This window comes from Pedobacter sp. AK013 (assembly GCF_014205835.1).
Taxonomy (GTDB): Bacteria; Bacteroidota; Bacteroidia; order Sphingobacteriales; family Sphingobacteriaceae; genus Pedobacter.
The window spans coordinates 20,533-47,337 of sequence record NZ_JACHCQ010000002.1 but is presented as its reverse complement, the minus strand read 5'-3'; the positions used below and the strand labels follow the sequence as shown (position 1 = coordinate 47,337).

28 protein-coding genes are annotated in these 26,805 nt (G+C 36.2%); 17 read left to right on the top strand and 11 right to left on the bottom strand.

What is annotated here, in order from left to right; translation table 11 throughout:
• Nucleotides 1-6: 6 nt before the first annotated feature.
• The 5 genes from HDC90_RS01460 (at nt 7) to HDC90_RS01440 (ending at nt 3,359) form a co-directional block, all read left to right on the top strand.
• Nucleotides 7-636: a hypothetical protein gene (locus HDC90_RS01460; RefSeq protein WP_184463139.1), complete on the top strand. Its 630-nt coding sequence runs from the start codon at nt 7-9 to the stop codon at nt 634-636.
• A 126-nt stretch (nt 637-762) separates the two neighbouring features.
• Nucleotides 763-2,136 carry an exonuclease domain-containing protein gene (locus HDC90_RS01455; RefSeq protein ID WP_184463137.1) on the top strand — a complete coding sequence of 458 codons (1,374 nt, stop codon included), beginning with the start codon at nt 763-765 and terminating at the stop codon, nt 2,134-2,136.
• A 16-nt stretch (nt 2,137-2,152) separates the two neighbouring features.
• Nucleotides 2,153-2,491: an MmcQ/YjbR family DNA-binding protein gene (locus HDC90_RS01450; RefSeq protein WP_184463135.1), complete on the top strand. Its 339-nt coding sequence runs from the start codon at nt 2,153-2,155 to the stop codon at nt 2,489-2,491.
• 119 nt (nt 2,492-2,610) lie between these two features.
• Complete coding sequence (locus tag HDC90_RS01445; protein ID WP_184463133.1) at nt 2,611-2,922, top strand: helix-turn-helix transcriptional regulator; 312 nt, start codon at nt 2,611-2,613, stop codon at nt 2,920-2,922.
• 2 nt (nt 2,923-2,924) lie between these two features.
• Nucleotides 2,925-3,359, top strand: coding sequence for an SRPBCC domain-containing protein (locus HDC90_RS01440; protein ID WP_184463132.1), 435 nt, complete (start codon nt 2,925-2,927; stop codon nt 3,357-3,359).
• Between the two features lie 206 nt (nt 3,360-3,565).
• Here HDC90_RS01440 and bioA read toward each other — a convergent pair whose 3' ends face one another.
• Genes bioA through HDC90_RS01425 form a run of 3 tightly spaced genes read right to left on the bottom strand, consistent with a single transcriptional unit; the run spans nt 3,566 to nt 6,298 of the window.
• Nucleotides 3,566-4,870 carry an adenosylmethionine--8-amino-7-oxononanoate transaminase gene (gene bioA / locus HDC90_RS01435; RefSeq protein ID WP_255497440.1) on the bottom strand — a complete coding sequence of 435 codons (1,305 nt, stop codon included), beginning with the start codon at nt 4,868-4,870 and terminating at the stop codon, nt 3,566-3,568.
• A gap of 2 nt (nt 4,871-4,872) precedes the next feature.
• A complete protein-coding gene (locus HDC90_RS01430) occupies nt 4,873-5,325 on the bottom strand; it encodes an NUDIX domain-containing protein (protein WP_184463130.1) in 453 nt (150 codons plus the stop codon).
• Entirely contained in the window at nt 5,312-6,298 is a 987-nt protein-coding gene (locus HDC90_RS01425) for a cation diffusion facilitator family transporter (protein WP_184463582.1), read from the bottom strand. The genes HDC90_RS01430 and HDC90_RS01425 overlap by 14 nt, the downstream gene beginning before the upstream one ends.
• Before the next feature lie 114 nt (nt 6,299-6,412).
• Here HDC90_RS01425 and HDC90_RS01420 point away from each other — a divergent pair, with 114 nt between their 5' ends.
• The gene (locus HDC90_RS01420; RefSeq protein ID WP_184463127.1) at nt 6,413-7,609 is read left to right on the top strand and encodes a pyridoxal phosphate-dependent aminotransferase; all 1,197 of its coding nucleotides are present in this window, start codon (nt 6,413-6,415) and stop codon (nt 7,607-7,609) included.
• 334 nt (nt 7,610-7,943) lie between these two features.
• Here HDC90_RS01420 and HDC90_RS01415 read toward each other — a convergent pair whose 3' ends face one another.
• On the bottom strand, nt 7,944-9,188 hold the full coding sequence (locus HDC90_RS01415; RefSeq protein ID WP_184463124.1) for an ABC transporter permease: 1,245 nt from the start codon (nt 9,186-9,188) through the stop codon (nt 7,944-7,946).
• Between the two features lie 200 nt (nt 9,189-9,388).
• Between HDC90_RS01415 and queA the strand changes: the two genes are divergently transcribed.
• Together queA and HDC90_RS01405 are read left to right on the top strand one after the other, a co-directional pair.
• Nucleotides 9,389-10,438 carry a tRNA preQ1(34) S-adenosylmethionine ribosyltransferase-isomerase QueA gene (gene queA / locus HDC90_RS01410; RefSeq protein WP_167294072.1) on the top strand — a complete coding sequence of 350 codons (1,050 nt, stop codon included), beginning with the start codon at nt 9,389-9,391 and terminating at the stop codon, nt 10,436-10,438.
• A gap of 58 nt (nt 10,439-10,496) precedes the next feature.
• Complete coding sequence (locus HDC90_RS01405) at nt 10,497-11,162, top strand: 2-C-methyl-D-erythritol 4-phosphate cytidylyltransferase (protein ID WP_184463122.1); 666 nt, start codon at nt 10,497-10,499, stop codon at nt 11,160-11,162.
• 321 nt (nt 11,163-11,483) lie between these two features.
• On the opposite strand, the gene HDC90_RS01400 is transcribed toward HDC90_RS01405, so the two are convergent.
• The 6 genes from HDC90_RS01400 to HDC90_RS01375 all read right to left on the bottom strand — a co-directional run bounded on the left by HDC90_RS01400 (nt 11,484) and on the right by HDC90_RS01375 (nt 14,598).
• Nucleotides 11,484-11,642 carry a lmo0937 family membrane protein gene (locus HDC90_RS01400; RefSeq protein WP_139180130.1) on the bottom strand — a complete coding sequence of 53 codons (159 nt, stop codon included), beginning with the start codon at nt 11,640-11,642 and terminating at the stop codon, nt 11,484-11,486.
• A gap of 161 nt (nt 11,643-11,803) precedes the next feature.
• Nucleotides 11,804-12,025, bottom strand: a complete 222-nt coding sequence (locus HDC90_RS01395) for a DUF2795 domain-containing protein (RefSeq protein ID WP_010603503.1) — start codon at nt 12,023-12,025, stop codon at nt 11,804-11,806.
• Between the two features lie 85 nt (nt 12,026-12,110).
• The gene (locus tag HDC90_RS01390) at nt 12,111-12,659 is read right to left on the bottom strand and encodes a cob(I)yrinic acid a,c-diamide adenosyltransferase (protein WP_184463120.1); all 549 of its coding nucleotides are present in this window, start codon (nt 12,657-12,659) and stop codon (nt 12,111-12,113) included.
• Between the two features lie 64 nt (nt 12,660-12,723).
• Nucleotides 12,724-13,482: an ABC transporter ATP-binding protein gene (locus HDC90_RS01385; RefSeq protein ID WP_184463118.1), complete on the bottom strand. Its 759-nt coding sequence runs from the start codon at nt 13,480-13,482 to the stop codon at nt 12,724-12,726.
• 126 nt (nt 13,483-13,608) lie between these two features.
• Nucleotides 13,609-13,899 (bottom strand): Asp-tRNA(Asn)/Glu-tRNA(Gln) amidotransferase subunit GatC, encoded by a 291-nt coding sequence (gene gatC, locus HDC90_RS01380; protein WP_121283301.1) that lies wholly within the window; start codon nt 13,897-13,899, stop codon nt 13,609-13,611.
• A gap of 3 nt (nt 13,900-13,902) precedes the next feature.
• Nucleotides 13,903-14,598, bottom strand: coding sequence for a lysophospholipid acyltransferase family protein (locus HDC90_RS01375; RefSeq protein ID WP_370576563.1), 696 nt, complete (start codon nt 14,596-14,598; stop codon nt 13,903-13,905).
• A gap of 240 nt (nt 14,599-14,838) precedes the next feature.
• Between HDC90_RS01375 and trpS the strand changes: the two genes are divergently transcribed.
• The 4 genes from trpS (at nt 14,839) to kdsB (ending at nt 17,593) form a co-directional block, all read left to right on the top strand.
• Nucleotides 14,839-15,837 (top strand): tryptophan--tRNA ligase, encoded by a 999-nt coding sequence (trpS, locus tag HDC90_RS01370; protein WP_184463114.1) that lies wholly within the window; start codon nt 14,839-14,841, stop codon nt 15,835-15,837.
• Nucleotides 15,838-15,927: 90 nt separating this feature from the next.
• Nucleotides 15,928-16,542, top strand: coding sequence for a deoxynucleoside kinase (locus HDC90_RS01365; RefSeq protein WP_025144984.1), 615 nt, complete (start codon nt 15,928-15,930; stop codon nt 16,540-16,542).
• Nucleotides 16,543-16,604: 62 nt separating this feature from the next.
• Nucleotides 16,605-16,808: a DUF5808 domain-containing protein gene (locus tag HDC90_RS25290; protein ID WP_221451772.1), complete on the top strand. Its 204-nt coding sequence runs from the start codon at nt 16,605-16,607 to the stop codon at nt 16,806-16,808.
• Nucleotides 16,805-17,593, top strand: a complete 789-nt coding sequence (gene kdsB / locus HDC90_RS01360) for a 3-deoxy-manno-octulosonate cytidylyltransferase (RefSeq protein ID WP_184463112.1) — start codon at nt 16,805-16,807, stop codon at nt 17,591-17,593. Before HDC90_RS25290 ends, kdsB begins: the two co-directional genes overlap by 4 nt.
• A 37-nt stretch (nt 17,594-17,630) precedes the next feature.
• On the opposite strand, the gene HDC90_RS01355 is transcribed toward kdsB, so the two are convergent.
• A complete protein-coding gene (locus HDC90_RS01355) occupies nt 17,631-19,823 on the bottom strand; it encodes a S41 family peptidase (protein ID WP_184463109.1) in 2,193 nt (730 codons plus the stop codon).
• A gap of 252 nt (nt 19,824-20,075) precedes the next feature.
• Between HDC90_RS01355 and HDC90_RS01350 the strand changes: the two genes are divergently transcribed.
• The 5 genes from HDC90_RS01350 to HDC90_RS01330 all read left to right on the top strand — a co-directional run bounded on the left by HDC90_RS01350 (nt 20,076) and on the right by HDC90_RS01330 (nt 26,789).
• The gene (locus HDC90_RS01350; protein WP_184463107.1) at nt 20,076-20,618 is read left to right on the top strand and encodes a hypothetical protein; all 543 of its coding nucleotides are present in this window, start codon (nt 20,076-20,078) and stop codon (nt 20,616-20,618) included.
• A 22-nt stretch (nt 20,619-20,640) separates the two neighbouring features.
• Nucleotides 20,641-21,117: a DinB family protein gene (locus HDC90_RS01345; protein WP_184463105.1), complete on the top strand. Its 477-nt coding sequence runs from the start codon at nt 20,641-20,643 to the stop codon at nt 21,115-21,117.
• A 347-nt stretch (nt 21,118-21,464) separates the two neighbouring features.
• Nucleotides 21,465-24,242 (top strand): outer membrane beta-barrel protein, encoded by a 2,778-nt coding sequence (locus tag HDC90_RS01340; RefSeq protein WP_184463103.1) that lies wholly within the window; start codon nt 21,465-21,467, stop codon nt 24,240-24,242.
• A 3-nt stretch (nt 24,243-24,245) separates the two neighbouring features.
• Complete coding sequence (locus HDC90_RS01335) at nt 24,246-25,010, top strand: GLPGLI family protein (protein WP_255497439.1); 765 nt, start codon at nt 24,246-24,248, stop codon at nt 25,008-25,010.
• A 162-nt stretch (nt 25,011-25,172) separates the two neighbouring features.
• Nucleotides 25,173-26,789: a CTP synthase gene (locus HDC90_RS01330; protein ID WP_184463101.1), complete on the top strand. Its 1,617-nt coding sequence runs from the start codon at nt 25,173-25,175 to the stop codon at nt 26,787-26,789.
• Nucleotides 26,790-26,805: the final 16 nt, after the last annotated feature.

Here is a 26,805-nt window from a genome sequence, read left to right as displayed (position 1 = left end):
TCAGATATGAAATTTAAATTATTAGCACCTCTTCTTTTGCTATTTATAATGGTGTCAATCAAAATGAAAGCACAAAACAGGCCCGATAAACTCTACTCAATGAGCGGAATTGGATTTGCATTCCCTATGGGTAAAACCTCAGATTATTTTAAGCCAAAATTTTCAACATCATTAGGCTTAAATTTAGGCTTGGGCAACGGTGGTTTATTTTTATACCCCAAAGCAAGCTTACATGCTTTCACTTATAACCAAATAACACCCAGTGCAGGATATACTTATACCCTGCAAAAAGGAAGAGCAACCACCTATTTATTAAATGTGGCATTAGGTTATCGCAAGATTGTAAATAAATGGGCTTTTTACGGCTTTGCGGGTGCAGGTGGTGGATTTATCCTTACTCCGCAGGCAACGGTTAATACATCAACTTTACAGGTAACCCAAGATAATAAATCAAATGGCTTAGGCATTGCCGAAGGTGGTTTAGGTATCGAATACAATATCGGTGGCGCTAATTTATTTGTGGAGACCAGTTACATGTACGGTTTCAGTAAAATCCAGAACAGAGCCTTTAACACGGTACCAATCTCTGTAGGCATTAAACCTAATTTAAGCAAACTGCTCAGTAAACTTAAATAACTGCTAACATACAAAATAATGGAGCGGTTACGTTAAATGCATAGCCACTTTTTTATGCTAAAGAAATAATCAAAATTATTTTTATACTAATTATTTTAGCATAGATTTGTATTTCAAATTAATTTAATGTTATACGCAGTTGTAGATATTGAAACCACTGGCGGTCATGCCTCAGCAAATGGTATTACCGAGGTTGCCATTAACATCCATAATGGCAATAAAATAGTCGAATCTTATACTACCCTGATTAATCCGAAGCAGCCTATCCCCGTTCACATTACGGCACTTACAGGTATTAGTGATAACATGTTATTGGATGCTCCAACTTTTGAGGATGTTGCTTTACAGATTTATCAACTACTAAACGATAAAATTTTTGTGGCGCACAATGTAAACTTCGATTATTCCTTTTTGAAGCATCATCTTGCCGCTGCAGGATATGATTTACAATGCAAAAAGCTGTGTACGGTTAGGTTAAGCAGAAAACTAATTCCAGGCAAATCTTCTTACAGTTTAGGAAAACTTTGTACAGCCTTACAGATACCGATTCAAAATCGACATCGGGCAGCGGGAGATGCAGATGCAACCAGTATCCTTTTCAATTTATTGCTAGAATACGATCAGGAAGGCATAATAGCAGAAATGCTGAAGAAAACATCAAAAGAACAGGTTTTACCACCCCACTTAGATAAAGCATCTATTTTGAGGTTACCCAACCGACCTGGCGTATATTATTTTAAGGATAGTAAGGGCAAAATTATATATGTTGGAAAAGCGAAAGACCTTAAAAAACGTGTAACCAGTCACTTTAGTGGCAATACCCCCAACCGGCAGCGGCAGGATTTTCTACGCACTATTCATCACGTAGACCATGTCATTTGTGGTACCGAACTGATGGCCTTAATTTTGGAAGCCAATGAAATTAAGCGCCTTTGGCCTGAAAACAACCGGGCAATGAAACGCTATGAGCATAAATATGATTTATATGTATTTGAAGATCAAAATGGTTATTTGCGTTTGGCGATAGATAAGCATAAAAAGAACAATAACGCCCTGCAAAGTTTTAATAGCCTATTAGAAGGTTATAATTTCTTAAACCAGCTGGTTAATAAATACCAACTTTGCGCAAAACTCTGTTACCTGCAAAAAACAGCAACCAAATGTTATGCTCACGAAAATGGCCAATGTTTTGGTGCATGCAGTGGAATAGAAACCGTGGCCGTTTATAACAAAAAGCTAAATGCAGCATTAAACCACGTTCGAAACCAACAGCCAAGTTTTGCTTTAGTAGATGAAGGTAGAAAAGAAGAAGAATTTAGCTGTCTGGTTGTTGAAAATGGAAAATTTTATGGAATGGGCTATTTTACTGATAAGAATTATCTGGCTGATGGCCTGGCGTCAATTAAAAATGATTTGTCTATTTATCAATCCAACAGTTATATTCTCAATTTAATTCTGAATTACGCAGAACAACATCCACAGAAATTGTATAAATTGTAATGATTAATTACACGCCATGGATTCATCAATTTTTATACTGCATTATTTGTCTTTTGATGAAGCTGTTGAATTGCCACATTTCGAAAAAACTTCTTTCCGGGTAAATAAAAAGATCTTTGCAGTGCTGAATCTGAAGAAAAAACAGGCAACATTCAAGTTATCAGTAGTTGATCAGTCTGTTTTCTGTGATTTTGATTCAGGCAGAATATGGCCAGCTACCGGAGCCTGGGGTAAACAAGGCTGGACTATTTTTAAAATAACAGATCTTGCTGATGAAATGCTTATCGATGCCCTTACCCTTTCCTATTGTAATGTGGCTCCATCAAAATTGGCAGCAAAATATAGCAGGGAGTAATCTTGTTTAGCCTCCTCCAATTACTTATTGCGAGTAGCTTAATATAAAATGCAATAAATATTTGCGTAAGTAATTACTTACATTTATATTTGTAAGCAATTACTTACGCAATTAATTTTATGAGAAGAGATGTATTTCAGGCCATTGCCGATCCTACCCGAAGAGAAATCATCAATCTGATTGCTCATCGTACTTTAAACCTAAACGCCATAGCCGAAAATTTCGATATGAGCCGCCCTGCCATTTCGCAGCATATTAAACTTTTAACAGAATGCGGTTTAGTAGAAATTACACAACAAGGCCGTGACCGTTACTGTAACATACAATTTCAAAAACTTGCAGAAGTATCTAAATGGGTAGAACAATACCGTACTTTTTGGACAAGTAAATTAGATGCTTTAGAAATACATTTATCAAAAGATACTAAATAAAAATGGAAAACGAACCAGTTATTGTAGAACGGGTGTATAACGCCCCTATCGAAAAAGTTTGGAAAGCTTTAACCGATAATAATGAAATTAAGCAGTGGTATTTTCAATTAGAAGACTTTAAACCAGAGGTAGGTTTTAAATTTGAGTTTTCTGGTGGACCGGATGACGGGCCACAATATTTACATCTCTGCGAAATAACAGAAATTGTTGTAGGCAGAAAACTCGCTTATACCTGGCGATATGATGGCTATCCTGGCAATTCGTTAGTAAGCTGGGAGTTATTTGAGCAAGGGGGGCAAACCAAGTTGAAATTAACACATAGCGGCGTAGAAAGCTTTGCATCAAATGGACCTGACTTCGCCAAAACAAGTTTTAACGGCGGTTGGACTTATTTCGTTAATGATGCACTTAAGAATTATCTGGAACCTGGAGCGTAATTTCACGCGTTTCGCCATTCTAAATTTATAGAGAAGTCAGGTGTTGCCACCTGACTTAGCACATATCTAAAAATTTGATAAAGTGGAAGATGGTAACATCTTACAGCACAGATAATTTCTCTGTTTCGCTACGCTTCAGTCGAAACGATACCCGATTTCTTTAAATTCAATACCGGCCGTAGCGTCTCGTTACGACCTAAAAGCACTTATACTTCTTCTAAAGCCGTTTTTATCGCCGTATAAATATAATCCAGATCTTCATTGCTGATTATATATGGCGGGAGTATATAGATAATATTGCCCAGTGGTCTTAATATAATTCCCTTATTTAAAAAGTAGGCATACAACAAATTACGGAGGTTACTTAAATAAGAGGTTTCATTTCCGGTCTCCCACTCCACTGCAATAATTGTTCCCGTTTGCCTAATGGCTTTAACTTTAGGATGTGCTTTAATTTCTTCTAGAAAAACGGCATGTTTGGCTTCTATACGTTTGATATTCTGAAGTGTTTCGCTTTTTAGCAATATATCCAAACTTGCTAAAGAAGCTACGCAAGCAATCGGGTTTGCAGTAAAAGAATGCCCATGGTAAAGCGTCTTTAATTTATCATCACTTAAAAAAGCTTCAAAAATCTCATTGGTGCAGGTGGTTACTCCTAGTGGCATTGTTCCACCTGTTAAACCTTTACTTAAACAAATAATGTCGGGCTTATTAGTTAGTTTATCGCAGGCAAAGTAAGTTCCTGTTCTACCAAAACCTGTCATTACCTCATCAGCAATAGTTAAGATTCCTGCTTCTTTGCAAGCTGATAAAAGTTGATCCAAATATTTAGCCTCGTACATGAGCATCCCACCAGATCCTAAAATGAGTGGTTCGAAAATGAAACAAGCGGTATCCTTAAGATTTAAGATATGAGACGTCAGATTTGAGATATTTCTCTCATCAGGGAGATCGATAAACTCGACATCAAACAATAAACTATTAAAAGCATCTGTAAAAACACTACGGCCACTAACAGACATGGCGCCAAAAGTATCGCCATGATAAGCATTTTTAAAGGCTAAGATCTTCGTTTTTGCTGTGCCTTTATTGTCCCAGTACTGCAAACACATTTTTAAGGCCACTTCTACCGCTGTTGATCCGTTATCGGTATAAAAAACTTTATCTTGTTTACCTGGCAATATGGGCAACAGCCTTTCTGCCAGCAATACCGCAGGCTCGTGTGTAAAGCCAGCAAAAATTACGTGTTCCAGCACATTGAGTTGTTCTGCTACTTTTTGTGCAATATAAGGATGAGAATGACCATGGATATTCACCCACCAGGATGAAACTGCATCGATATACCGTTTACCGTTTTCATCAAAAACGCACACCCCCTCTCCCCTTACAATCGGGATATGGGGCAATGCATTTTTCATTTGGGTATAAGGATGCCAGATTACCTTTTGATCACGTTCAGTTAAACTTAGTTGAGCGCTTGTAGTTTGGAGTTTGGACAAATCGGGCATCATGATTATAATTTAACTGAATATTGATTTTTTAAAAGCTGGCCTACAGTTTTATCTGTTTTAAAGGTGATATCCTCAATGTTTAAATCTTCAATTTTTACCCATCTGAAAGCCTGAAGAATTTCACCTTCTCCATCAAAATCGTAGATGATATCTTTAAAGGCCAACTGCAAAGGGGCTTTTTCTTTAACGATGTAATAAACACTAATTACCTGGCTATCGTTAAATGACGATTTTTCAAAAAAATCTGTAGTATAAAAATGTGATAATACTTCAATTTCAGCGTTGCACTCTTCCACAAACTCACGTTTTAATCCATCAATTAAGCCTTCGCCAAACTCTAATCCACCCCCAGGAAACTTACTGAAACGAAAACCATATTCTTCTTCATCACTTACCAAAACCTCATTATTCTGGTTAATTAACAATCCATAAACCCTAACATTAAAGTAGCTCATTTTCGAAATGCTTTTTATTTTTGATTACTATTTCAGGTGTCCATACAATTTCTTTTTTAAAGGCCTCAGTTCTAACAGGGCATTCGCTCATGTGGCAATAATGACAGCATTCGGGCAAACAAGGATCTGCGTGAATAAAGAGCTCTGCTTTACGAACGCCATTTTTATTGATCAGTTCATCAATCTGCGATATTTCGCGGTGAACCTTATTTAAATCAAAATAATAAGGCAATGTCACGTGACAATCGATATGGAATTCGGGGCCATATTGCTGAGTGCGCAGATTATGAACATCGATCCAGGGGTTGTGTCTGTTCTTTTGCAACACCTCAACTACTTCTTCAACAAGTGTAAAATCGCTTTCATCCATTAAGCCGCCTACCGAACCTCGGGTAAGTTTATACCCAGAATAAACAATATAAAAGCCTACTAAAAAAGAAAGTAAGCTATCTAGCCAAATAATATTTGTTAACTGAATTAATATTAAACCAATAACAATCGCTCCACTGGTATAAGTATCAGTTAATAAATGTTTGCCATCGGCTTGCAACGTAATTGAATGTTCATCTTTACCCACGTTTATAAGGTATAGACCAACAATCAGATTAATTAAACCTGTAATACCAATAATTAATGTTCCGGTTAATAGCTCCACCACCACGTGAGGGTAGATAAGGTTGTACGATGATTTAAAAATAATAACTACTCCTGCAATCAAAATCAATATCCCTTCAACAAAAGCCGAGAAAAACTCCACTTTTCCATGTCCATAAGGATGATTTTCGTCCCGCGGTTGCGTACTCAGGTAAATGCTATAAAAAGCAAAGCTGCCTGCTATTACGTTTACAATACTTTCTGCCGCATCGGTTAAGATTGCATTTGAACCCGTAATAAAATACGCAACAAACTTAGCTAACATCAGCACCACACTCACCACCAGAGAAATTATTATTGCTTTCTTTTTTACCGACACAAGGATATTTTTTTTCAAAAATACGCTTATCGAATAAATTAAATGAGAAAAACTATGTCTTTTTTAGTGCAGAATAATATTTGGTTTATATATTTGCGCTCAAAGTAATTAACCATGAGCACCTTATCTAAAAGAATCAACAGTTTATCTGAATCTGCAACCCTTAAAATGACCAAACTTGGCCGCGAATTAGCGTCTAAGGGCATTAACATCATTAGTTTAAGCGTTGGTGAACCCGATTTCAATACGCCCGATCACGTAAAAAATGCTGCTAAAAAGGCATTAGATGAAAACTATACACGCTATTCGCCGGTACCGGGCTATCCTGACCTGCGCCAGGCGATTGTAAACAAACTAAAAACAGAGAACAACCTGGATTATGATATTTCCCAGATCGTTGTTTCAACAGGTGCAAAACAATCTTTATCGAATGTTATCTTAACTTTGATCGATCCGGACGATGAGGTAATCATCCCAACGCCTTATTGGGTTTCATACTCAGAAATGGTAACCCTGGCAGAAGGAAAATCTGTTTTTATCGATACAGATATAGAAAGTGATTTCAAAATCACACCTGCGCAGTTAGAAGCAGCCATTACGCCGAAATCGAAATTATTTATGTTTTCTTCGCCATGTAACCCAACAGGTTCGGTTTATAGCAAAGAAGAATTAGCTGCCCTGGTTGCTGTTTTCGAAAAACATCCTAATATCTATATCTTATCTGACGAGATTTATGAGCACATTAACTTCATTGATAAACACGAATCTATTGCTCAATTCGACAGCATTAAAGATCGTGTAATCATTGTTAACGGTTTCTCTAAAGCTTTTGCCATGACGGGCTGGAGATTAGGTTACATTGCCGCTAACAAAGAAATTGCTGCCGCAAACGATAAGCTACAAGGACAAACCACTTCTGGAACATGTTCTATTGCACAAAGAGCTGGAATTGCCGCTTACGAACAAGGTTTAGCAAGTGTTTTAGAAATGAAAGAAGCATTTTTACGCCGCAGAGAATTGGTTTATAATTTGCTAAATGAAATTCCAGGTGTAAAAACAAATCTTCCAGATGGAGCATTTTACTTTTTCCCTGAAATCAGTTCTTTCTTCGGTAAGAAAGATGCTGATGGAAACGTAATTAAAGATTCATCAGATTTGGCATTGTACTTATTAAACGTTGGGCATGTGGCAACTGTAGGTGGCGATTCGTTTGGTAACAACAACTACATCCGTTTATCTTATGCAGCATCTGACGAAAGTTTAGTTGAAGCATTGAGAAGAATAAAAGAAGCTTTAGGGAAATTAGCTTAGACTGTTTTCAGTTAACCGCTTGCAGTTAGCAATAGCATATAAAAACCCATGTTAATTAAGTTTAACATGGGTTTTTTATTTATATCACCGTTATCTCAAAAAAAAGTTCGTCATCTCGACTTAAGCCCAGCGAAATGGAGAGATCTATTGCAATAGATTTCTCGACTGCGTTACACTCTGTTTGAAATGACGATATGGTGTTTGAAAATGAAGCAAGCATTTCATCGGAGAATCCAGTCCTTCTTTTCGTTACTAGTCCTCGCTGTGGGCTATCCGCTGCAATCAGTTTTTTTAACTCCGGTAAGCGCCGCAAACTGTCAATTGCACAACTGAATTAACTTCTAATCGCCTCTACCGGATCTAGTCTTGAAGCAGAATATGCTGGCCAAAAACCAGAGATGGTACCTATAATGATCGATATTCCAATTCCTAAGGCAATATTATTCAAGCCCAATATAATATGGAAATCAGTCGCCGCACCAATGACCAAGGCGAGCAGAAAGACCAGTAATAAGCCCAGCAAACCACCTAAAATACAAAGTGAGATCGATTCGAAAATGAACTGAAGCAATATAAAATAATTTTTTGCACCTAACGATTTTTGGATACCGATAATATTGGTACGTTCTTTTACCGACACAAACATGATATTGGCAATACTAAATCCGCCCACCAAAATCGAAAATCCACCAATTACCCAACCGGCAATATTTACCATCTTAAACATAGAATCTAACTGGTTAGAAATAATAGTGGTTTTATTTAGCGCAAAATCTTCTTCCTGGCCTGGTCTGATCCTATGGATCGAACGCATTAAACCCTTCAATTCGCTTTCTACCTCCTCTAAGCTTACATTATCCTTGCCACGAACAGTAATTTGCGGACCATAACGCTCACTTTGGATATCTAACACACCTTTTGCAAAGGCAATTGGAATATTTACGTTTTTATCAAGAGAGGTACCTAACATATCTTCTCCTTCTTTTTTGAAAACGCCAACCACAGTTAATCTTCTTCCTAAAATCTGTACCTGTTTACCCACGGGTGCATCGCCGTCAAAAAGTCCGTCCGCAATATCAGAGCCTAGAATACAAACAGGCGAACCATTTTTACTTTCACTTTCCGTAAAATACCGGCCATCCTGAAGCTCAAAATTCCAGGTCTTATTAAAATCGTGTGATGCTGCCCATATCGAAATCCCTTCAACCGAGCTACTTCTGTATTTGATCGTTCTGTCGTTAGTTGATATTTCGAATGTAACGCCTTGTGCATTTTCGATTCTCTCGCGGAGCGCTTCAAAATCGCGCAATGAAGGCTGAGGGCGGTTCATATATTTCCACCAAGGATAATTATCACCAAAGCTCCAGGGCCATTTCTGAATATAAATAGTATTAGAGCCGAGTTTATCTACGCTGGCTTGCAATTTACCGCGAAAGGTATCAACTGCAGAAAATACAGCAATAATGGTAAAAATACCGATTGTTATCGCCAGAAGCGATAACATGGTGCGTAATTTATTCTGGCGCAACGCATCAAATGCAAAACGGAAACTCTCGCCTATTAGCCTAAAGATTATCATAATTAGAGATTAGATGCAAAGCCTTTCAAAAGGTTACAGCTTATCTTCAAAACTAATTAATTTTATGTCTACAATGCATTAATCGCGCTGTATTATTTGATTTAAAATGGTTAAAACATAATATACATAAATTGCGTTTGATAAAATACGAAAAAGAAAAATTAAATTCGTATTTTTGCACCTCAAAAAATTCATCAAGAATGAAATTATCACAATTCAAATTCAACTTACCCGAATCATTAGTAGCCAACAATCCGGCAGAACAACGCGACGAAGCTCGTCTAATGGTTTTACACAAAGACAGCGGTAAAATTGAACATAAAATTTTCAAAGACGTTTTAAGTTATTTCGACGACAAAGACGTAATGATATTAAACAACACTAAGGTTTTTCCTGCCCGTTTATATGGCAACAAAGAAAAAACTGGTGCAACCATAGAGGTTTTCTTGCTACGTGAATTAAACAAGGAATTACGTTTGTGGGATGTTTTGGTAGATCCGGCACGTAAAATCCGTGTAGGTAATAAATTATACTTTGGCGACGACGATTTATTGGTTGCCGAGGTTGTAGATAACACCACATCACGTGGCCGTACCATCCGTTTCTTATTTGAAGGCAGCGATGAAGAATTCAGGAAAAACGTTGAAATTTTAGGCGAAACTCCTCTACCTAAGTATATTAAACGTAAAGCTACCGCCGAGGATAAAGAACGTTATCAAACTATTTTCGCTAAACACGAAGGTGCAGTAGCTGCTCCAACTGCAGGCCTACACTTCAGTCGCGAGCTAATGAAACGTCTTGAACTTAAAGGTGTAGAATTTGCAGAAGTAACTTTGCACGTTGGTTTAGGAACTTTCAGAACTGTTGAGGTTGAAGACTTAACCAAACACAAAATGGATTCTGAGCAATTTATCATCGAGCAGAAAGATGCAAACATTGTAAACAAAGCTTTAGAGAATAAGAGAAAAATCTGTGCGGTAGGAACTACCTCAATGCGGGCTATCGAATCGGCTGTTTCTGCTAACAGAACATTAAAAGCTGCTAACGACTGGACCAGTAAATTTATCTTCCCTCCTTACGATTTCAGTATCGCTAACTCAATGATTACCAATTTCCACACACCAGAATCTACTTTATTGATGATGGTAAGTGCATTTGGTGGATATGAAAACGTAATGAATGCTTACGAAGTTGCAGTAAAAGAAAAATATAAATTTTACAGCTATGGCGATGCCATGCTAATTATATAAGTTTTGCGGTTGGCGTTTGGCGGTTTAGCGCTAAACGCCTTACCCTAAACGCTCAACTATGAAATACTACGCTATAATTGTAGCAGGCGGTTCTGGAAATCGGATGCAAACGGAAACCCCAAAACAATTTCTATTGCTCAAAAACCTTCCGGTTTTAATGCACACCATAAAAGCTTTTGCACAAAGCAATACACAGCCTAAAATTTTATTAGTTTTAAACAAAGATCAACAGGCTTACTGGACTAGGTTATGTGAAGAATTTAATTTTCATATACCGCATCAGGTTATCGATGGCGGCACAGAGCGTTTTCACTCGGTAAAAAATGCAATCCATGTTATTGAAGAAGAAAGTTATGTTGCCATTCATGATGCTGTTCGTCCGCTCGTTTCAAAATCCCTTATCGACAACTGTTTTAAAGAAGCAGAGTTACAGGGAAACGTTATTGCAGCTGTACAATCAAGCGATAGTGTACGTATGCTTAGAAACGATAAAACAACGGCATTAAAACGTGATGAAATTTATTTGGTACAAACGCCCCAGACTTTTAGCCTTAATATCCTTAAAGAAGCTTATAACCAAGAGTTTAACACTCATTTTACAGATGATGCAAGCGTGGTAGAATCTATCGGTTATGAGATTAATATTATTGAAGGAGAAAGAGGAAATATTAAAATTACCTATCCTATTGATCTCGAGCTAGCAGAGCTATTACTGAAGAATTAAAAGCTTAGCTTCATCTAGATAATAACACTATACAAAGATTTCCGACGATTTAAACACAGCGTCGTTACCCTGAATTCATTTCAGGGTTTTAATAACAGGAAAGATACTGACCAGGTAGTAGCTACAAGGCAACTGAAAATGCAACTTATGCTTGTAAAATAAATTCTGCATAACGATCGCACTGGTTAAAGGAGTAAAAAATTAATTAACGCCGATTATAATATTAAAAAAGGAGTTCCAAAAACGGAACTCCTTTTTTAATGCATCAATTTCAAAGTGTTTCCTAATTCTAAATTAATGAATATAGGTGCGATATATTTTTTACGCAGCCCGGCCAATTACTTTAAGCAGAATTGCAATAACTGCGATTACCAATAAAACGTGGATTATACCGCCAACGTCGCCGAAGCCGTGAAATATAAATCCGATCACCCATAGTATTACCAATACTACTGCGACTAAATACAATAAATTTCCCATAGTGTTAATTTTTTAGCAATGTTATATTATTGATGTATTAACACTTGGCTTTTTGGTTTTGTTTAAAAAATGTAATTATTTTATTTATATGACTGAATAATATGGAGATAAAAAAAACCTCCCAATTTTGTTGGAAGGTTCTTTTTTGTCATTTCTAATGTTTAGTATTCGTCCTCATTAAAGAAGAAATCTTCTTTAGTTGGATAGTCAGGCCAAATTTCCTCAATCGTTTCATAAGGTTCGCCATCATCTTCTAATGCCTGTAAGTTTTCAATTACTTCAACCGGGGCACCAGAACGGATACCATAATCAATTAATTCGTCTTTAGTTGCAGGCCATGGTGCGTCTTCCAAGTGCGATGCTAATTCTAATGTCCAATACATATCGTCAATTCAATTAAATTCTTGTTCTTATTATTGCGCAAAGTATATTAAAATTTCTGAGCAAAACAAACTTATTTTTCCACTATTAAACCCTAGGAATCCAAATGTTTTCTTCCGCTTTAAAATACACGGTCAGTTTTCGTGCCAAAACGAATAAATAATCACTTAAACGGTTCAAATAAACTGTTACACGCTCATCTACAAAGCTATTTTCTGCAAGCGCTACTGTTAAACGCTCTGCTCTTCTGCAAACGCATCGCGCAATATGGCAGTAAGAAACTACAGTGTTTCCACCAGGTAAAACAAAATGTTTTAAAGCAGGCAGCTTTTCGTTCATCAGATCCATCTCGTTTTCTAACAAGATAATATCAGCATCATGCAGATCGGGGATCTTCATTTTAGACCTCTCTGGGTCGGCTGCAAGTGATGAACCAACAGTAAATAACCTGTCCTGAATTTCTTTTAGTAGTTTCTGATCGTACGTATCAATATCCTGACACATGATTAAACCGATGTACGAATTCAATTCGTCTACAGTTCCATAGGTTTCAATGCGTAAATGATATTTAGGTACACGGGTACCACCAATGAGTGATGTTTGGCCCTTATCGCCGGTTTTAGTGTAGATTTTCATACCCCTTACCCCTTTAAGGGGAAACGTTTTTTGAATCCTAAGTCCCCTTTAGGGAATTTAGGGGCTAATTAATTTTCTCCCAATCGCTACCAGCTTCTTTCAAAGCTTGCAAACGTGGCGATACATTTTTTATATCTGTATTTAAATAATCATTTTCGATCAAACCATCGCGCATACGTACAATACGGTGCGCGTGCTGCGCAATATCCTCCTCATGTGTAACCAGAATAATGGTGTTCCCTTTACTGTGAATTTCTTCCAGTAAACCCATTATTTCAATTGATGTTTTGGTATCTAAGTTACCCGTTGGCTCATCGGCCAAAATAATAGAGGGATTATTGATCAAAGCCCTGGCTACAGCCACACGCTGACGTTGACCACCCGAAAGCTCGTTGGGTTTATGGTCCATACGATTGCCTAAACCTACATTTTCTAATGCTGTAGCTGCCCTCGCGTCCCTATCCTTTTTACTTGTACCTGCATAAATTAAAGGTAAAGCAACATTATCCAAAGATGTTGAGCGCGGCAATAAGTTAAAGGTTTGAAAAACGAAACCGATTTCCTTGTTGCGTACTTCTGCCAGGGCATCATCACTCATGTGGCTCACATTTGTTCCATTTAAAACATACGTTCCACTTGAAGGTGTATCCAAACAGCCTAAAATATTCATTAGGGTTGATTTACCTGAACCAGATGGGCCCATCAACGCTACAAATTCGCCTTTATTAATATCTAAAGAAACTGATTTTAAAGCGTGAATCACTTCAGATCCAATAACATATTTACGGCCAATTTCTTTTATAGTGATGAGTGGTTTCTCCATGTTTTTTATTTTTTAGACAAGCATAGCAGGTAAGATGTTACAAGAGGGTTAAAAATTACTGAAACTCGTCCTGCTGAATTCAGTTCAGCATCTGAGAGACAACATTTAAGCATAGCGATTATACCATTATTTTTCAATAATTTTTGGAACCATAAAAAATTGGTCGGTATGCTTTGCTGCGTTTTTCAAGCCATCAGCAGTAGTTATTTCCTGCTTAACGACATCCTCTCTCCAAACATTTACTGATTCGTTCATGTAAACCAGTGGTTTTACATCTGAGGTATCCAATTCATTTAGCTTTTCCATGAACGATAAAATTTTGTTCATTTCAGGAATCAAAGTGTCCACCTGTTTTTCATCAATATGAATTCGGGCCAGATCGGCTATTTTATGGATGGTTTTTGCGTCTAAATTCATATCTTATACTAACTTACTATCAATCAATTTGTAAACCTTTTCTTTTAATACATCAGAATCAATATCAGCCAAAGTTGAGGTATTGATAGGTTTGTGGACGTAAATATCGCAAATTCCTGGCTTACTTCCATATTTTGCACCGTCATCCCAATTAATTTTCCAAACATCGGTAATACTAACCGGTACCAGAGGAACATTTTTATCGATGGCTAAACGGAACGGGCCATTTTTAAATTCGCCTAATTTTGGTGGATAATGGTCATCAATTTTACCCTCCGGAAAAATAATCAGGCTCATCCCTTTTTCAAGGTTCTCGCCGGCCTTTTTAAAGGCTTTAAAAGCCGAAATCTTACTGTCGCGGTTTACGGAAATATCAATGGTTTTAAAGAAAATGCCCAATACCGGGTTACTCAGTAGCTCATCTTTTCCCATAAAGTGGAATTTACCATGCCCCATGATACAGAAAATCATAATATCCAGGTTAGAAGTATGATTAGCACAATAGATGTAAGTTTGCTCGCGATCAAGCTTTTCTTCGTATTGATAACGAAAAAAAACACCTGAAAACAGACTACATAAAAAGCTATTGGCTTTCCTGCAAAAATTCAGAATGCTATAATATTTCTCATTACGTGAAGTAATGTAATATAGAGGATAGAACAGCGCGAAAAAAAACAGTATCCAGAATAGAAACCACATCCGGTGCACTTGTCTTAGAGAATAAATCATAGATAATCAAAAATATAAAATAGTTTGATATTTCAAACAACTGATTGCATTGGCCCATAAGATTAGGTAGTATATAGGTTTCTCCATTACGGTCGAGAGGACTATCGCTGGATGGAAGCCCTGATAAGACAATGGTCTCAAAAAAATCTTACCATTAAAATTGAAGCGATTTATGATTTGCTTGTATTTTATTTTTAATTTCGTGCCATTATGAAAGAAACAGTGGTGAGCGGCATTCGCTCAACAGGAAAATTACATTTGGGTAATTATTATGGTGCAGTTAAAAACTTTGTTCAAATGCAGAACGACTATAACTGCTACTTTTTTATCGCCGATTTACACTCTTTAACTACACACCCTACTCCAGCCGATTTACATGGAAATATTAAACATGTTCTGGTTGAATATCTGGCTAGTGGAATTGATCCAGAAAATAGCACCATTTATATACAAAGCGATGTTCCCGAAATTGCGGAACTTTATTTATACCTAAATATGAATGCTTACATGGGTGAGTTGGAACGTAGTACTTCTTTTAAAGATAAAGTACGTGCTAACCCTGATAACATAAATGCAGGTTTATTAACCTACCCGGTATTAATGGCTGCCGATATTTTAATCCATAAGGCTACCAAAGTACCTGTTGGAAAAGATCAGGAGCAACATCTGGAAATGGCCCGTACTTTCGGAAACCGTTTTAACAGGTTATACAATACAGAATATTTTCCTGAACCATACGCATTTAGCTACTCAGACAAATTGGTTAAAGTACCTGGTTTAGATGGTAAAGGTAAAATGGGCAAATCAGAAGGCGAAGCCAATGCAGTTTACCTGTCTGATGATCCTGAAACCATTCGTAAAAAAGTAATGAAAGCGGTTAGTGACGGTGGACCAACGGAAGAAAACCAACCGAAGCCTGAGCCTATCCAGAATCTTTTCGATTTAATGAAAGTCGTATCGAGTACAGATACACTTGCGCATTTTGAAGATTTGTATAGCAAAATGCAGATCCGCTATGGCGATTTTAAAAAACAGCTGGCAGAAGATATGATTATTACAACTGCACCTATGCGCGAGCGTATTTTGGATATTGCTAAAGATGATGCTTATTTAAGGCAAGTGTCTAAACATGGCGCATTAAAGGCACGCGAAAGCGCGCAAAAAACCCTCAGAGAAGTTCGCAGTTTAATCGGGTTTAAAAGTTTTTAATAATTTTAATAGATTTGAGAAACGAGACATTAGATTTGAGATTATTTCTCGGTCTCCTATCTCCAATCTCACATCTCCAATCTAAAGAAGATGCACATAGCAATTGTAGGAAATATTGGTGCCGGTAAAACTACCTTAACAGGTTTATTGGCCAAAAATTATGGTTGGGAAGCTTTATACGAGGCTGTGGACAATAACCCTTACCTGGAAGATTTTTATAGCGACATGAAACGCTGGAGCTTTAACCTTCAGATTTATTTCCTGAACAGCCGTTTTCAGCAAATTACTGATATTGAAGTAAATAAACGCAACGTAATCCAAGATAGAACCATTTACGAGGATGCACATATTTTTGCAGAAAACCTGCACGATATGGCTTTAATGACTACCCGCGATCATGATAATTACAGAGCTATTTTTGACAATATTACCTCTTTTATTAAACCGCCCGATTTATTGGTTTACCTGCGTGCGTCGGTACCTACATTGGTGAATAATATCCAGCGTCGTGGCCGTGAGTATGAAGCTGGTATTCGTATCGATTACCTTTCTAAACTGAACGAAAAATACGAAGCCTGGATAAAAGGTTATAACCTGGGTAAATTGCTGATTTTAGATAAAGACAAGCTGGATTTCACCAATAATCCAGAAGATTTAGGTACAGTCATCCAGTCTATTGAGGCAGAAATAAACGGGTTATTTTAGCCTACTGTTCTTAAAGAAAGGGTGAATCTATAATAAACGGTTTAATATTTAGTGTGATAAACATGGAAAAGGATTTTGAGCATGACAAACCAGAAAACTGGAAATGGGGGGTATTTTATTTTAATAGAAAAGACTCCAGAATAATTGTCGCTAAGCGTATAAAATTGCTGGGCTGGACACTTAACTTTGCGCATCCTATATCTTATATTTTTATTGCAATAATCTTTCTATTTGTTTTTTATCAGTTTTATAAACATAATATATGAGCGATAAAAAATCAAATTCAGCTCTACGTAATCTAAAAATCATTGGAATTATTCCTGCACGTTATGACTCTACCCGCTTTCCGGGCAAGCCTTTGGTAGATATTGCCGGGAAAACCATGATCCAGAGGGTTTATGAACAGGCATCAAAGGCTAAAAGCTTATCTAAAGTAGTTGTGGCTACAGATGACGTACGCATTGCTGACGATGTAAAGCGGTTTGGTGGAGAATTTATCCTTACTTCAACTGATCACCAGAGCGGTACCGACAGGTGTGCCGAAGTAATTAAAAACTTACCAGGATACGATATTGCGATCAATATCCAGGGCGACGAACCTTTTATTGAACCCGTACAGATAGAATTATTGGTAAGTTGCTTTACTGAAGAAAAAGTACAACTGGCCACCTTGATTAAACCGATACAAAGTCAGGAAAGTATTCATAACCCTAATAGCCCTAAAGTGGTAATTGATGTTAATGGCCGGGCCATGTACTTTAGCCGGAGTCCTATCCCCTTTATCAGAAATGGCGAACCAGGTGTATGGGCAGAGAAGCACCAGTTTTATAAACACATCGGCATTTATGGTTACCGTACCAAATCATTAAAAGCCATTACGCAACTTCCACCCTCTTCTTTAGAAATTGCCGAAAGCCTGGAGCAGCTTCGCTGGATCGAAAATGGATTTTACATCCAAACCAAAGTAACTGATTTAGAGACAGTTGCAATAGACACGCCAGAGGATTTATTGAAACTAAATAAATTGCTTAAGGCTTTAAAGTTGGAGTAGTGACTGTTCTCTTGAAACTAAATTTATTTCATATTTTCTATTGCGCTAACAATAAAGCTTTTTCAAATACTTCGTCTCTCCCTTCTCTTATTGCAGGTATAGTAGGAGATACTATAATGTCGGGAATAATTCCAGAAAAGTGATGCTTACTTCCATCAAGGTTTAGAACCCTGGTGCCGGTATAAAAAACCCTAGTATCTTGTTGTAGTTGAATGGTTTGAATATCTCCATTCGTTCCGCTCGATCGTTGACCGATTATTGTACCTAATTTCAATCCCTTTACATAACCGAGTATGCTTTCCGCATAACTCTGGGCACTGGCATCGGAAAGAAATATCATTTTGGAAGCTAAATAAGGGGCTTTTGGAGATAGATTCCATCCAGAAGTTTTAAAGTTATAATTTATTTCGAAAGGGTCATCGATAATCGGTGTTTTCATCCACCTATTGTTTTCACTACATTTTATTAAGTGGCGAAGTACATCCCTGACATCTTCAACTGGATAGCCCCTCATATCGAAAATTATTGCCTTTGCAGATAATAAATTCTGCATATTTGACTCTATTTCTTTAAGTACTGGGGTAGATAGGTTAAAATAATAGATGCCTTTTGAAATTAATCCATTTTTCGGTACGAATGGTTGAGATGCAAAAGACCGATATTCCACAAGGTCTGAAAACAGGGGGAGTTTAAGCTTTGGAGTAGAATTATCGCTTAAACTTAAGGTAACACTATCTGTAATTTTTCCATTAAATAGATTTAAAAGTGTTTTGAAGTTTCGCCATTGAGGGGAACCGGATATCAAATTATATTTTTTATTATAGGTTATTAATGCAGGCTTTCCATTAATTGAATCAATAACACTTCCTTTTTTTATCAATTTGGACAACGATGAATCTAATACATTTTTAATGAGGATTTTGTCTCCAATTTTTATTAAATCTAAAGGTAATCCTTTCTCAATATCTCGGTCCAATCCAGAATAACTAATAAACATGTGTCCATCATTTATCTTTGAAGACATTACCAGTAATGATGTATAGAATTCTTTAGCGTTTCTATCAATTAACGATCTAGTGAATAGATAGTGAAGTAAGCTGTCCTGCGAAATATTAGCATCCTCCCAGTATGGGTAAGCATATTTTAAAATATTCCAGATAATAACTGATGACCCTAGTCTTATGTTTAAATCGTAATTAGGATCTTTCCTGAGTGTAGTTTTAATTTTGGCATTAAAGTTATTAATAAGAAAAGTGTCTTGTTTTGGGTAAGTATATGTTGAAGTACTATATAAAGCTTTTGGAACTAAACATTTTATATTTTCTGTAAGATCTGTAGCGATAAAACTTATTTCGTTATCACTTTTTGAATTAATATTATTTTTATTTTTTTCAACCAGATTAAGATGAAAGTTTAAATCGGAGTTTTTATTAACTTGTAGAGCTGTTTTTAAGTCAATTATTTGTGGTTTCGAACCTTTAAAGATTGTCAGTTTTATGTTGTCTATTTTAAATAAACTTCTTGTATAAATACGTAGATCCAAAGTCAATATATTACTATTTTCGTCGAACTGACCTTCAAATGTAATTTTCTGTTTTTTCCCTTGAAAAGTTTCTGATTTATGTTTGGTCACTATTTTTTTATTACTAGTCATACCAATTTCCAGTGAATTTCTATCACAGAGAGTGGAGTCTCCTTCTGCTTCGAAACTTAAAATGAATTTTGAATTTTTAAATTGTTGTATATCTAATCCTTTCACTAAAGGATAAGAATCGAAATCATTTTCAACAGAATCTATCTTAGATCTAAGGCTTTTATAAACTTTTGAGCCATAGGGTAATCCGAGACCAAAGTTTTTATATCTAGTTATTCGATAGTTACTGATGTTGCTCGGCGTTAATTTTAATAATAAAGCTGATTTATTTAAAGTTTCTTTTGTTATAGATATATAGGGAAGAAAATCAGAAAATATCTCTTTAAGTCTGATAAGCAATTCATCATCATCTTTAGCCTCTAATACACTTCCTGCACCATATGCAGCAAATCTAATCCAGTCTGTGTTTTTTGAAAAATCAGAAGGGTGAAAAAATCTAACATAGCCATATAATGAAGCGAAAGCTTTAATGTTTGTTTCCTTTCGATTAATACTCGGCTCTTGAGCTATTACACTAAATGACATTAATGATAATAATAAGAATACGATTAATCTCTGATTTCTAACAATATTCATTAACAATACTAGTAATAATTTAAAACACGATTAAACCTTTAACACTTTTTAACAGAGGCAGATAAGCAATAATTAATAAATATTGAAGCGTTGAAGTAAGGTTTACCTAAGCCTAACTTATGGTAAGAATTTATGACTAATTTTAAAATGGTGTTGCTTTCTAAATAAATTTTAGAGGGTTCTAATGACCTGGCTTTAGGTAAATCATAAAATATGGTCATAAACTAAAACATAAAATTTGTAGTTTTGAATATGAGAAATATACCGCTCTTCGTTGTGATCTGTTTATTAGCGCTTGTTGCCTGTAATTCTAACGGCAAAAAGGAAACCAATACCATTGAGTTTAAAAATGTTAACCAGCGTATCGCTAAATCTTTTTCAGATTTAAAACGTCTGGACACTTTTAAGATTGAACTTACCGGCAGAAAACCTGAAGAAATGGTGTTGAATTTTACGATCAAAAATGCTGATGGAAAAGAGATTTACAACACCCAAATTAAAGGGACCGAATTATTGGGCAGTACCGATCCAAATGTAGATCTTTCAAAGGAAAAAGACCAGATTATTTTCTTAAAAACCATTGCTGACGATTTTTTTAGCGAAGAGAATTTTCTAGAGCCTGCGGTAATGCCCGAAGATAAGGCTGATAATTACACCCCTGATAAAGCCCTTTATGAAGAATTAAAGAAATCAGGATTAAATGGCTTTAAGTATCGTTTAGGAAAGGAAAATAACATTTACATTGCCTGGAGCCAAAAAGAACAAAAAGTGAAGATTTACTATAATTGCTGCTAATCCGAATGATGAAAAGTTAGTGATGAAAAGATCAGATTTAATTGCAAATCGCTTAAGGGAGATTTTTCTAAATGGGTATTGGATTGCCAATACCAACTATAAAGATCAACTGGAAAACATCAGATGGGAGCAGGCCATTCACCAAATAGAAGACTTAAATACGATTGCTGCATTAACCTACCACATCAATTACTATTTGTCGGGAATTTTAAATGTATTTAATGGCGGTCTGCTGGAAATTAAAGATCAATACAGTTTCGATCTTCCACCTATACATTCGGAAGCGGATTGGGAAAAATTAGTAAAAGAGTTTTTAGCTAATTCGACAGCTTTCGCCAACGAGGTAGCACAAATGCCGGATGAAAAATTAGATCAGGTATTTGTAAATGAAAAGTACGGCACCTATTTACGTAATATAGAAGCTGTAATTGAACATAGCTATTACCATTTTGGTCAGATAGTATTGATCAAAAAATTAATTCTGGCAGCTAGAAAATAACTATTGGCGCTGATAACGAAACACAATAAGTTAAAATATTTCATAAAAACATAATCGGTACATCTCTCCTCGCCTCTTTTTTAAGGATATTGTCGTTATTAATCTGTGATACCTCTTATCATACAAGCGCATAATTAACTGATAATTAATATATTAAACAAATTGTTTGAATAACCAAATAAATCCATGTACAGTATGCGTATATTATCAGGACTGTTCTCCACAAACAAAGCGATATACTTCATTTTGAAAAAATATTCTGGTTTATTTTTAAAACTAAATAAATAGTTATAATTTCAGGCATTTAACCAAATGCACTATTTAATAACGCTTCTTCAACAACATACATGCTTAAACAACTTTTCTCGGTTATTATTTTTTCATTGCTATTTTTCCCTGCCTTGGCGCAAAACGCAAGTATAAAAGGTATTGTGGTAGATACAGCTGAGAAAACCAAATTACAAAACAGCACTATCCTGCTCATTAGAAGTAAAGATTCTATCTTGGTAAAAGATACCCGCGCAAAAGCTAACGGTGAATTTGAGCTATCAAATTTAAAAAAGGGCAATTACACCCTGGTGGTTACTTTCCCAAAAATGGCCGATTATATCAGAGATATCCAACTGTCTGATTCATCAAAATTTAACCTCGGCCATATTGCGATGGACAGTAAAGCTACCCTTTTGAATGAAGTTGTAATTAAAGCCCAAAAACAAGCCATTAGCATAAAAGGCGATACCATTACCTACCAGGCAGATAGCTTTGCCGTTAAGCCGCATGCTAACCTCCAGGATCTGCTAAGACGTTTGCCCGGAGTTGAGGTTGATAAAGATGGTGCAATAAAAGCCGGCGGAAAAGATGTAAACACGCTCTTGGTTGATGGAGAGGAATTTTTTGGCGACGATCCGCTTCTGGCTCAAAAATACCTGAAAGCCAATGCGGTTAGTGAAGTTCAGATTTATGATAAAAAAACAAAAACAGAAGAACTATCGGGCATTAAGGAAAGTGAGGCCAAGGAAAAGGTAATGAACATCAAGCTTAAGGAAAATGCTAAAAATGGTTACCTCAGCACGCTGGATGCCAATAGCGACCTTAAGCACTACAAAAATATTGGTGGCATGGCTGGTATTTATAAAAATAAATTAAAAACCGCTGTATTTGGATCCAATTCCAACACCAATCAGGATTCGAAAGCAAGTGCTGCCATGAGCAAGCTAAAAGGTAATGATTACGATGTAATTGAAGTTGGTGACGATGGCAGTACGGTGATGATCAGTTATGGCAGTGGCCGTGATGAGGACGATTTTTCACCCTCAAGCGGATTACCTGATGTAACAGGATATGGGGCACATTTTTCTGACAAGTGGAACGAAAATAAAATAGGTTTAAAACTTAATTATAAAGGCAGTGACAGAAACGTATTAGATCGCACAACATCAAAAAACCAATCGTTACTGCCCAATGGAACGAATTTCTTTAGCGAAAGCAATTCAAATAGTGAAACCCGAAATACCGGACAGAGTTTAAAAGGAAGTGTTGACCTTAAATTAGATTCACTTTCTACTTTGAAAATTTCATTTGCGGGCAGTAAACGTAAAAACAGCAGCCAATATATAAGTACGAATGAAACTAAAAATGGTGAGGGGATATTTGTAAATAATAGTAATCAATCTAATGATAGCAATGGCGACAATGACCTATTTAATGGGAATATTAATTACTCCAAAAAGTTTGTAAAGAAAGGGAGAACACTCTCTATTGATTTACAGCCTGAAACTAAGAACAGCACCAGTTTGGGCAACAGTTTAAGTGTTACCAATTATTATGACGCTAGCGGAGCGATTAACCAGACCATTAATCAAAATTTCCTTAACGATAACTCGGGTCGTGAAAGCTCTCTTGGTGCAAGAATAGCCTATACTGAGCCATTAGGTAAGCAATTTTCACTACAAACAGCCTATAGTTTTAAAACGGTAAGCTCAAATAGCCATAAATTAGTATTCGATAAATTATTGAATAACAAACGGGTTGATTCGTTAAGTAATAATTTCGATTTCAACAATTTTTCGAATATTGGTAAAATGGTGCTGCAATACAGATCAAAGAAGTTCACGCTATCTGGTGGTGCAGAGGCTACCGAAACTACATTCGACCTGAATGATCTGGACCGAAATAATAAATTTAACCGCAATTATTTAAACTGGGCTCCACAAAGTAACTTTAACTATAAACTTGGTAAGAATACTAGTGCATCCTTAAGCTACAGCGGAAATACCCGACAGCCGAGCTTAGATCAACTACAACCTATTAGGCAAATAAACAATCCGCTTTACGAAATAAAGGGCAATCCAAATTTAAAACCATCGTTTAGCAATAATTTTGGCTTTAATTTTAACACCTACCAGCAAAAATCGCAGATGTCTGCATTTATTTATGGAGGCTATAGCTTTACCAAAAATGCTGTTGTAAACGTGAGAACGGTAGATGATGTAAACAAAACGATTAGCAGTTATATTAATTTAAACGGTAATAACAATTTTTACGGAGGTGCGAGTTTTTATAAAAGTTTTAGTAAAATCCATTTTAATATAGGTTTGAACGCCAATTTTAACCATTCGAATTCGGTTTCCATTTTAAACAATAAACTGAATGAAAATGTAAACAATAGCATTAATATACGACCTCGATTTAGCTATTATGGCGATAAGGTTCAAATTCAGTATAATCCATCAATTACTTTTTCAAATAGCCAATCATCAATCGGTTCTATTAATAATGGCAGAAACTTTTATCACAACCACGATATTTCTGGTAATATAGAACTCCCTTATAATACCGAATTTAATACCTCCATATCATTATCATATCAGCCTGCCAACGCTTCTTTTAGCAGGCCTGTAAACATTGCAATTTGGAATGCTTATTTATCAAAAAAGATGCTTAAAGCACAAGAATTAGAACTAAAAGTATCAATTTCTGATATTTTGGCCGAAAAAAATGGCTATAACCGTTATGTTGGCGGCAATAATATTAGCGAATACACTAATAGCTTTATACCGCGGTATGTGCTAATTGGGCTTACCTATAATTTAACGGGAAACTTCATTAAACAAGACAAAAAATAACTGATGATGAAACATTTAGGATTGATAGTAATGCTGTTCTTTACGGTTACAATGATTAAAGCACAAACTGTTTTCATCAAAAGTGCTAAAATAACTTTCGAGAAAAAGATCAATCAAAAGCAGCAATTGGCATCTAATACCTGGATATCAGACGATGCCAGGGATAAAATGAGCAAATACAGGATTTCCAATTGGGATTACAGCTTTAATGATAGTAGCTCCATTTATAAAATTAAACCGAAGGAAACCTTAAACGACAATAATTTCTTCTTTATTGCCGGTGAGAATACGAATGAACTGTATACAGACTTTAACAAAAATGCAAGGGTAATAAGAAAACCAATAAGGGGTGAAGATTTTATTTTAAAAGACACTATCCCCCATCTCCATTGGAAAATCATGAACGATGTGCGCCAAATTGCAGGTTACGAATGCCGTAAAGCAACAGCAATAATAAACGATTCTGTTACTGTAGTGGCCTTTTATACCGATGAGATTTTATTAAAAGGTGGTCCGGAGGGATTTACCGGTTTACCGGGAATGATATTGGGGTTGGCTATACCACGCTATAACACCACCTGGTTTGCAACCAAGGTTGAAGCGAAGAATGTTCCGATCTTAACCATCGCACCACCGGCAAAGGGAAAGAGAACCGATACGGAAAAAGATTTCAAGAAAATGCTCGACCTTTATACGCGTTACGATGATAAAAAGAATCCCAGAAAGATAGAAGATATTAAAAAAGAACTTTACACACTGATACTTTAAATCAACATTTTTCCTTAAAACAGTCAATATCAGAGATATAATACAATTAAAAAATATTCAGGCAAGTATCTAAACGAGCGATAATTTTTTGTACCTTTGTATCCCGTACAAAAACAATTAACCAGGTCTAAAAAGCTTGGTTAATTTCACAAATTATCAATCATGACAAAGTATATTTTTGTTACGGGCGGTGTAACTTCCTCTTTAGGTAAGGGCATCATTTCCGCATCTTTAGCTAAACTTTTACAAGCACGTGGCTACCGTGTAACCATTCAAAAATTCGATCCGTACATTAATATCGATCCAGGAACTTTAAACCCATACGAGCATGGCGAATGTTTTGTAACTGAAGATGGCGCTGAAACCGACTTGGATCTTGGTCATTACGAACGTTTCCTTAACGTTCCAACTTCGCAGGCAAATAACATTACTACCGGCCGTATTTACCAAAACGTAATTAACAAAGAACGTAAAGGCGAATATTTAGGTAAAACGGTACAGGTTGTTCCACATATTACTGATGAGATTAAGCACAACATGCGTATTTTAGGTGATAGTGGTGAATACGATATTGTGATTACTGAGCTTGGTGGAACAGTTGGCGATATCGAATCTTTACCATTTATCGAAGCTGTTCGTCAGTTTAAATGGGAAGAAGGTAGCACCAATGCTATTGTAATCCATTTAACCCTGGTTCCTTATTTAGCCGCTGCAGGTGAACTAAAAACTAAACCAACTCAACACTCTGTTAAAGCTTTATTGGAATACGGAATACAACCAGATATATTGGTTTGCCGTACCGAACACCACCTCAGCGCCGACTTAAGAAAAAAAATTGCACTATTTTGTAACGTTAACATCAATGCGGTAGTCGAATCGATGGATGCATCTACTATTTATGATGTGCCATTGTTGATGTTAAAAGAACAATTGGATAAAACTGTTTTATCTAAATTAAAACTGCCTACCAAAAACGATCCAGATATGGAAAGCTGGAAAGATTTCTTAGGCCGTTTAAAAAACCCAACTGCTGAAGTAAAAATTGGCTTGATTGGTAAATATGTAGAGTTGCCAGATGCTTATAAATCGATTATCGAATCTTTTGTACACGCAGGTTCGAAAAACGAATGTAAGGTTAAGGTAGAATATATCCACTCTGAGGGTCTTTTCCCAGATAACGTAAAAGAGAAATTAGGCCATTTACAAGGTGTTTTAGTTGCTCCAGGTTTTGGTAGCCGTGGTATTGAAGGTAAAATTGATGCCATAAAATACGTTCGCGAGAACAATGTTCCCTTCTTCGGAATCTGTTTGGGTATGCAATGTGCTGTTATCGAATTCGGACGTAACGTTTTAGGTTTAAAAGATGCACATACTACAGAAATTGAAGAAAATGCTGCAAATCCAGTAATCAACATGATGGAAGAGCAGAAAAAAATAACCAACAAAGGTGGAACAATGCGTTTAGGCTCTTATCCTTGCGATATTAAAAAAGGAACCAAAGCTTTTTCTATTTATGGTAAATCGCATATTAATGAACGCCACCGTCACCGTTACGAATTTAACAATGAATATTTAAAGCAATACGAAGAGGCAGGAATGATTGCTTCGGGTATGAATCCACAAACCAATTTAGTTGAAATTGTGGAGCTTAAAAATCATCCATTTTTCGTTGGCGGACAGTTTCACCCAGAATTAAAATCAACAGTTGCTAATCCTCACCCACTTTTTGTTAAATTTGTCGCCGCTGCGATGGAGTTTGCAAAAAAGAAAACGAATTAAAAGCAGTACATACATA

Bases quoted from the DNA above. Each gene is read 5' to 3' on its own strand.
- HDC90_RS01355 (WP_184463109.1), bottom strand. From the start codon at position 19,823: ATGAATATTGTTAGAAATCAGAGATTAATCGTATTCTTATTATTATCA.
- HDC90_RS01430 (WP_184463130.1), bottom strand. From the start codon at position 5,325: ATGAGCTACTTTAATGTTAGGGTTTATGGATTGTTAATTAACCAGAAT.
- HDC90_RS01460 (WP_184463139.1), top strand. From the start codon at position 7: ATGAAATTTAAATTATTAGCACCTCTTCTTTTGCTATTTATAATGGTG.
- HDC90_RS01345 (WP_184463105.1), top strand. From the start codon at position 20,641: ATGAAAAGATCAGATTTAATTGCAAATCGCTTAAGGGAGATTTTTCTA.
- HDC90_RS01445 (WP_184463133.1), top strand. From the start codon at position 2,611: ATGAGAAGAGATGTATTTCAGGCCATTGCCGATCCTACCCGAAGAGAA.
- HDC90_RS01330 (WP_184463101.1), top strand. From the start codon at position 25,173: ATGACAAAGTATATTTTTGTTACGGGCGGTGTAACTTCCTCTTTAGGT.
- HDC90_RS25290 (WP_221451772.1), top strand. From the start codon at position 16,605: ATGGAAAAGGATTTTGAGCATGACAAACCAGAAAACTGGAAATGGGGG.
- HDC90_RS01450 (WP_184463135.1), top strand. From the start codon at position 2,153: ATGGATTCATCAATTTTTATACTGCATTATTTGTCTTTTGATGAAGCT.
- queA (WP_167294072.1), top strand. From the start codon at position 9,389: ATGAAATTATCACAATTCAAATTCAACTTACCCGAATCATTAGTAGCC.
- HDC90_RS01455 (WP_184463137.1), top strand. From the start codon at position 763: ATGTTATACGCAGTTGTAGATATTGAAACCACTGGCGGTCATGCCTCA.
- trpS (WP_184463114.1), top strand. From the start codon at position 14,839: ATGAAAGAAACAGTGGTGAGCGGCATTCGCTCAACAGGAAAATTACAT.
- HDC90_RS01390 (WP_184463120.1), bottom strand. From the start codon at position 12,659: ATGAAAATCTACACTAAAACCGGCGATAAGGGCCAAACATCACTCATT.
- HDC90_RS01400 (WP_139180130.1), bottom strand. From the start codon at position 11,642: ATGGGAAATTTATTGTATTTAGTCGCAGTAGTATTGGTAATACTATGG.
- gatC (WP_121283301.1), bottom strand. From the start codon at position 13,899: ATGAATTTAGACGCAAAAACCATCCATAAAATAGCCGATCTGGCCCGA.
- kdsB (WP_184463112.1), top strand. From the start codon at position 16,805: ATGAGCGATAAAAAATCAAATTCAGCTCTACGTAATCTAAAAATCATT.
- HDC90_RS01440 (WP_184463132.1), top strand. From the start codon at position 2,925: ATGGAAAACGAACCAGTTATTGTAGAACGGGTGTATAACGCCCCTATC.
- HDC90_RS01415 (WP_184463124.1), bottom strand. From the start codon at position 9,188: ATGATAATCTTTAGGCTAATAGGCGAGAGTTTCCGTTTTGCATTTGAT.
- HDC90_RS01340 (WP_184463103.1), top strand. From the start codon at position 21,465: ATGCTTAAACAACTTTTCTCGGTTATTATTTTTTCATTGCTATTTTTC.
- HDC90_RS01420 (WP_184463127.1), top strand. From the start codon at position 6,413: ATGAGCACCTTATCTAAAAGAATCAACAGTTTATCTGAATCTGCAACC.
- HDC90_RS01335 (WP_255497439.1), top strand. From the start codon at position 24,246: ATGATGAAACATTTAGGATTGATAGTAATGCTGTTCTTTACGGTTACA.
- HDC90_RS01350 (WP_184463107.1), top strand. From the start codon at position 20,076: ATGAGAAATATACCGCTCTTCGTTGTGATCTGTTTATTAGCGCTTGTT.
- bioA (WP_255497440.1), bottom strand. From the start codon at position 4,870: ATGATGCCCGATTTGTCCAAACTCCAAACTACAAGCGCTCAACTAAGT.
- HDC90_RS01375 (WP_370576563.1), bottom strand. From the start codon at position 14,598: ATGTGGTTTCTATTCTGGATACTGTTTTTTTTCGCGCTGTTCTATCCT.
- HDC90_RS01365 (WP_025144984.1), top strand. From the start codon at position 15,928: ATGCACATAGCAATTGTAGGAAATATTGGTGCCGGTAAAACTACCTTA.
- HDC90_RS01395 (WP_010603503.1), bottom strand. From the start codon at position 12,025: ATGTATTGGACATTAGAATTAGCATCGCACTTGGAAGACGCACCATGG.
- HDC90_RS01405 (WP_184463122.1), top strand. From the start codon at position 10,497: ATGAAATACTACGCTATAATTGTAGCAGGCGGTTCTGGAAATCGGATG.
- HDC90_RS01385 (WP_184463118.1), bottom strand. From the start codon at position 13,482: ATGGAGAAACCACTCATCACTATAAAAGAAATTGGCCGTAAATATGTT.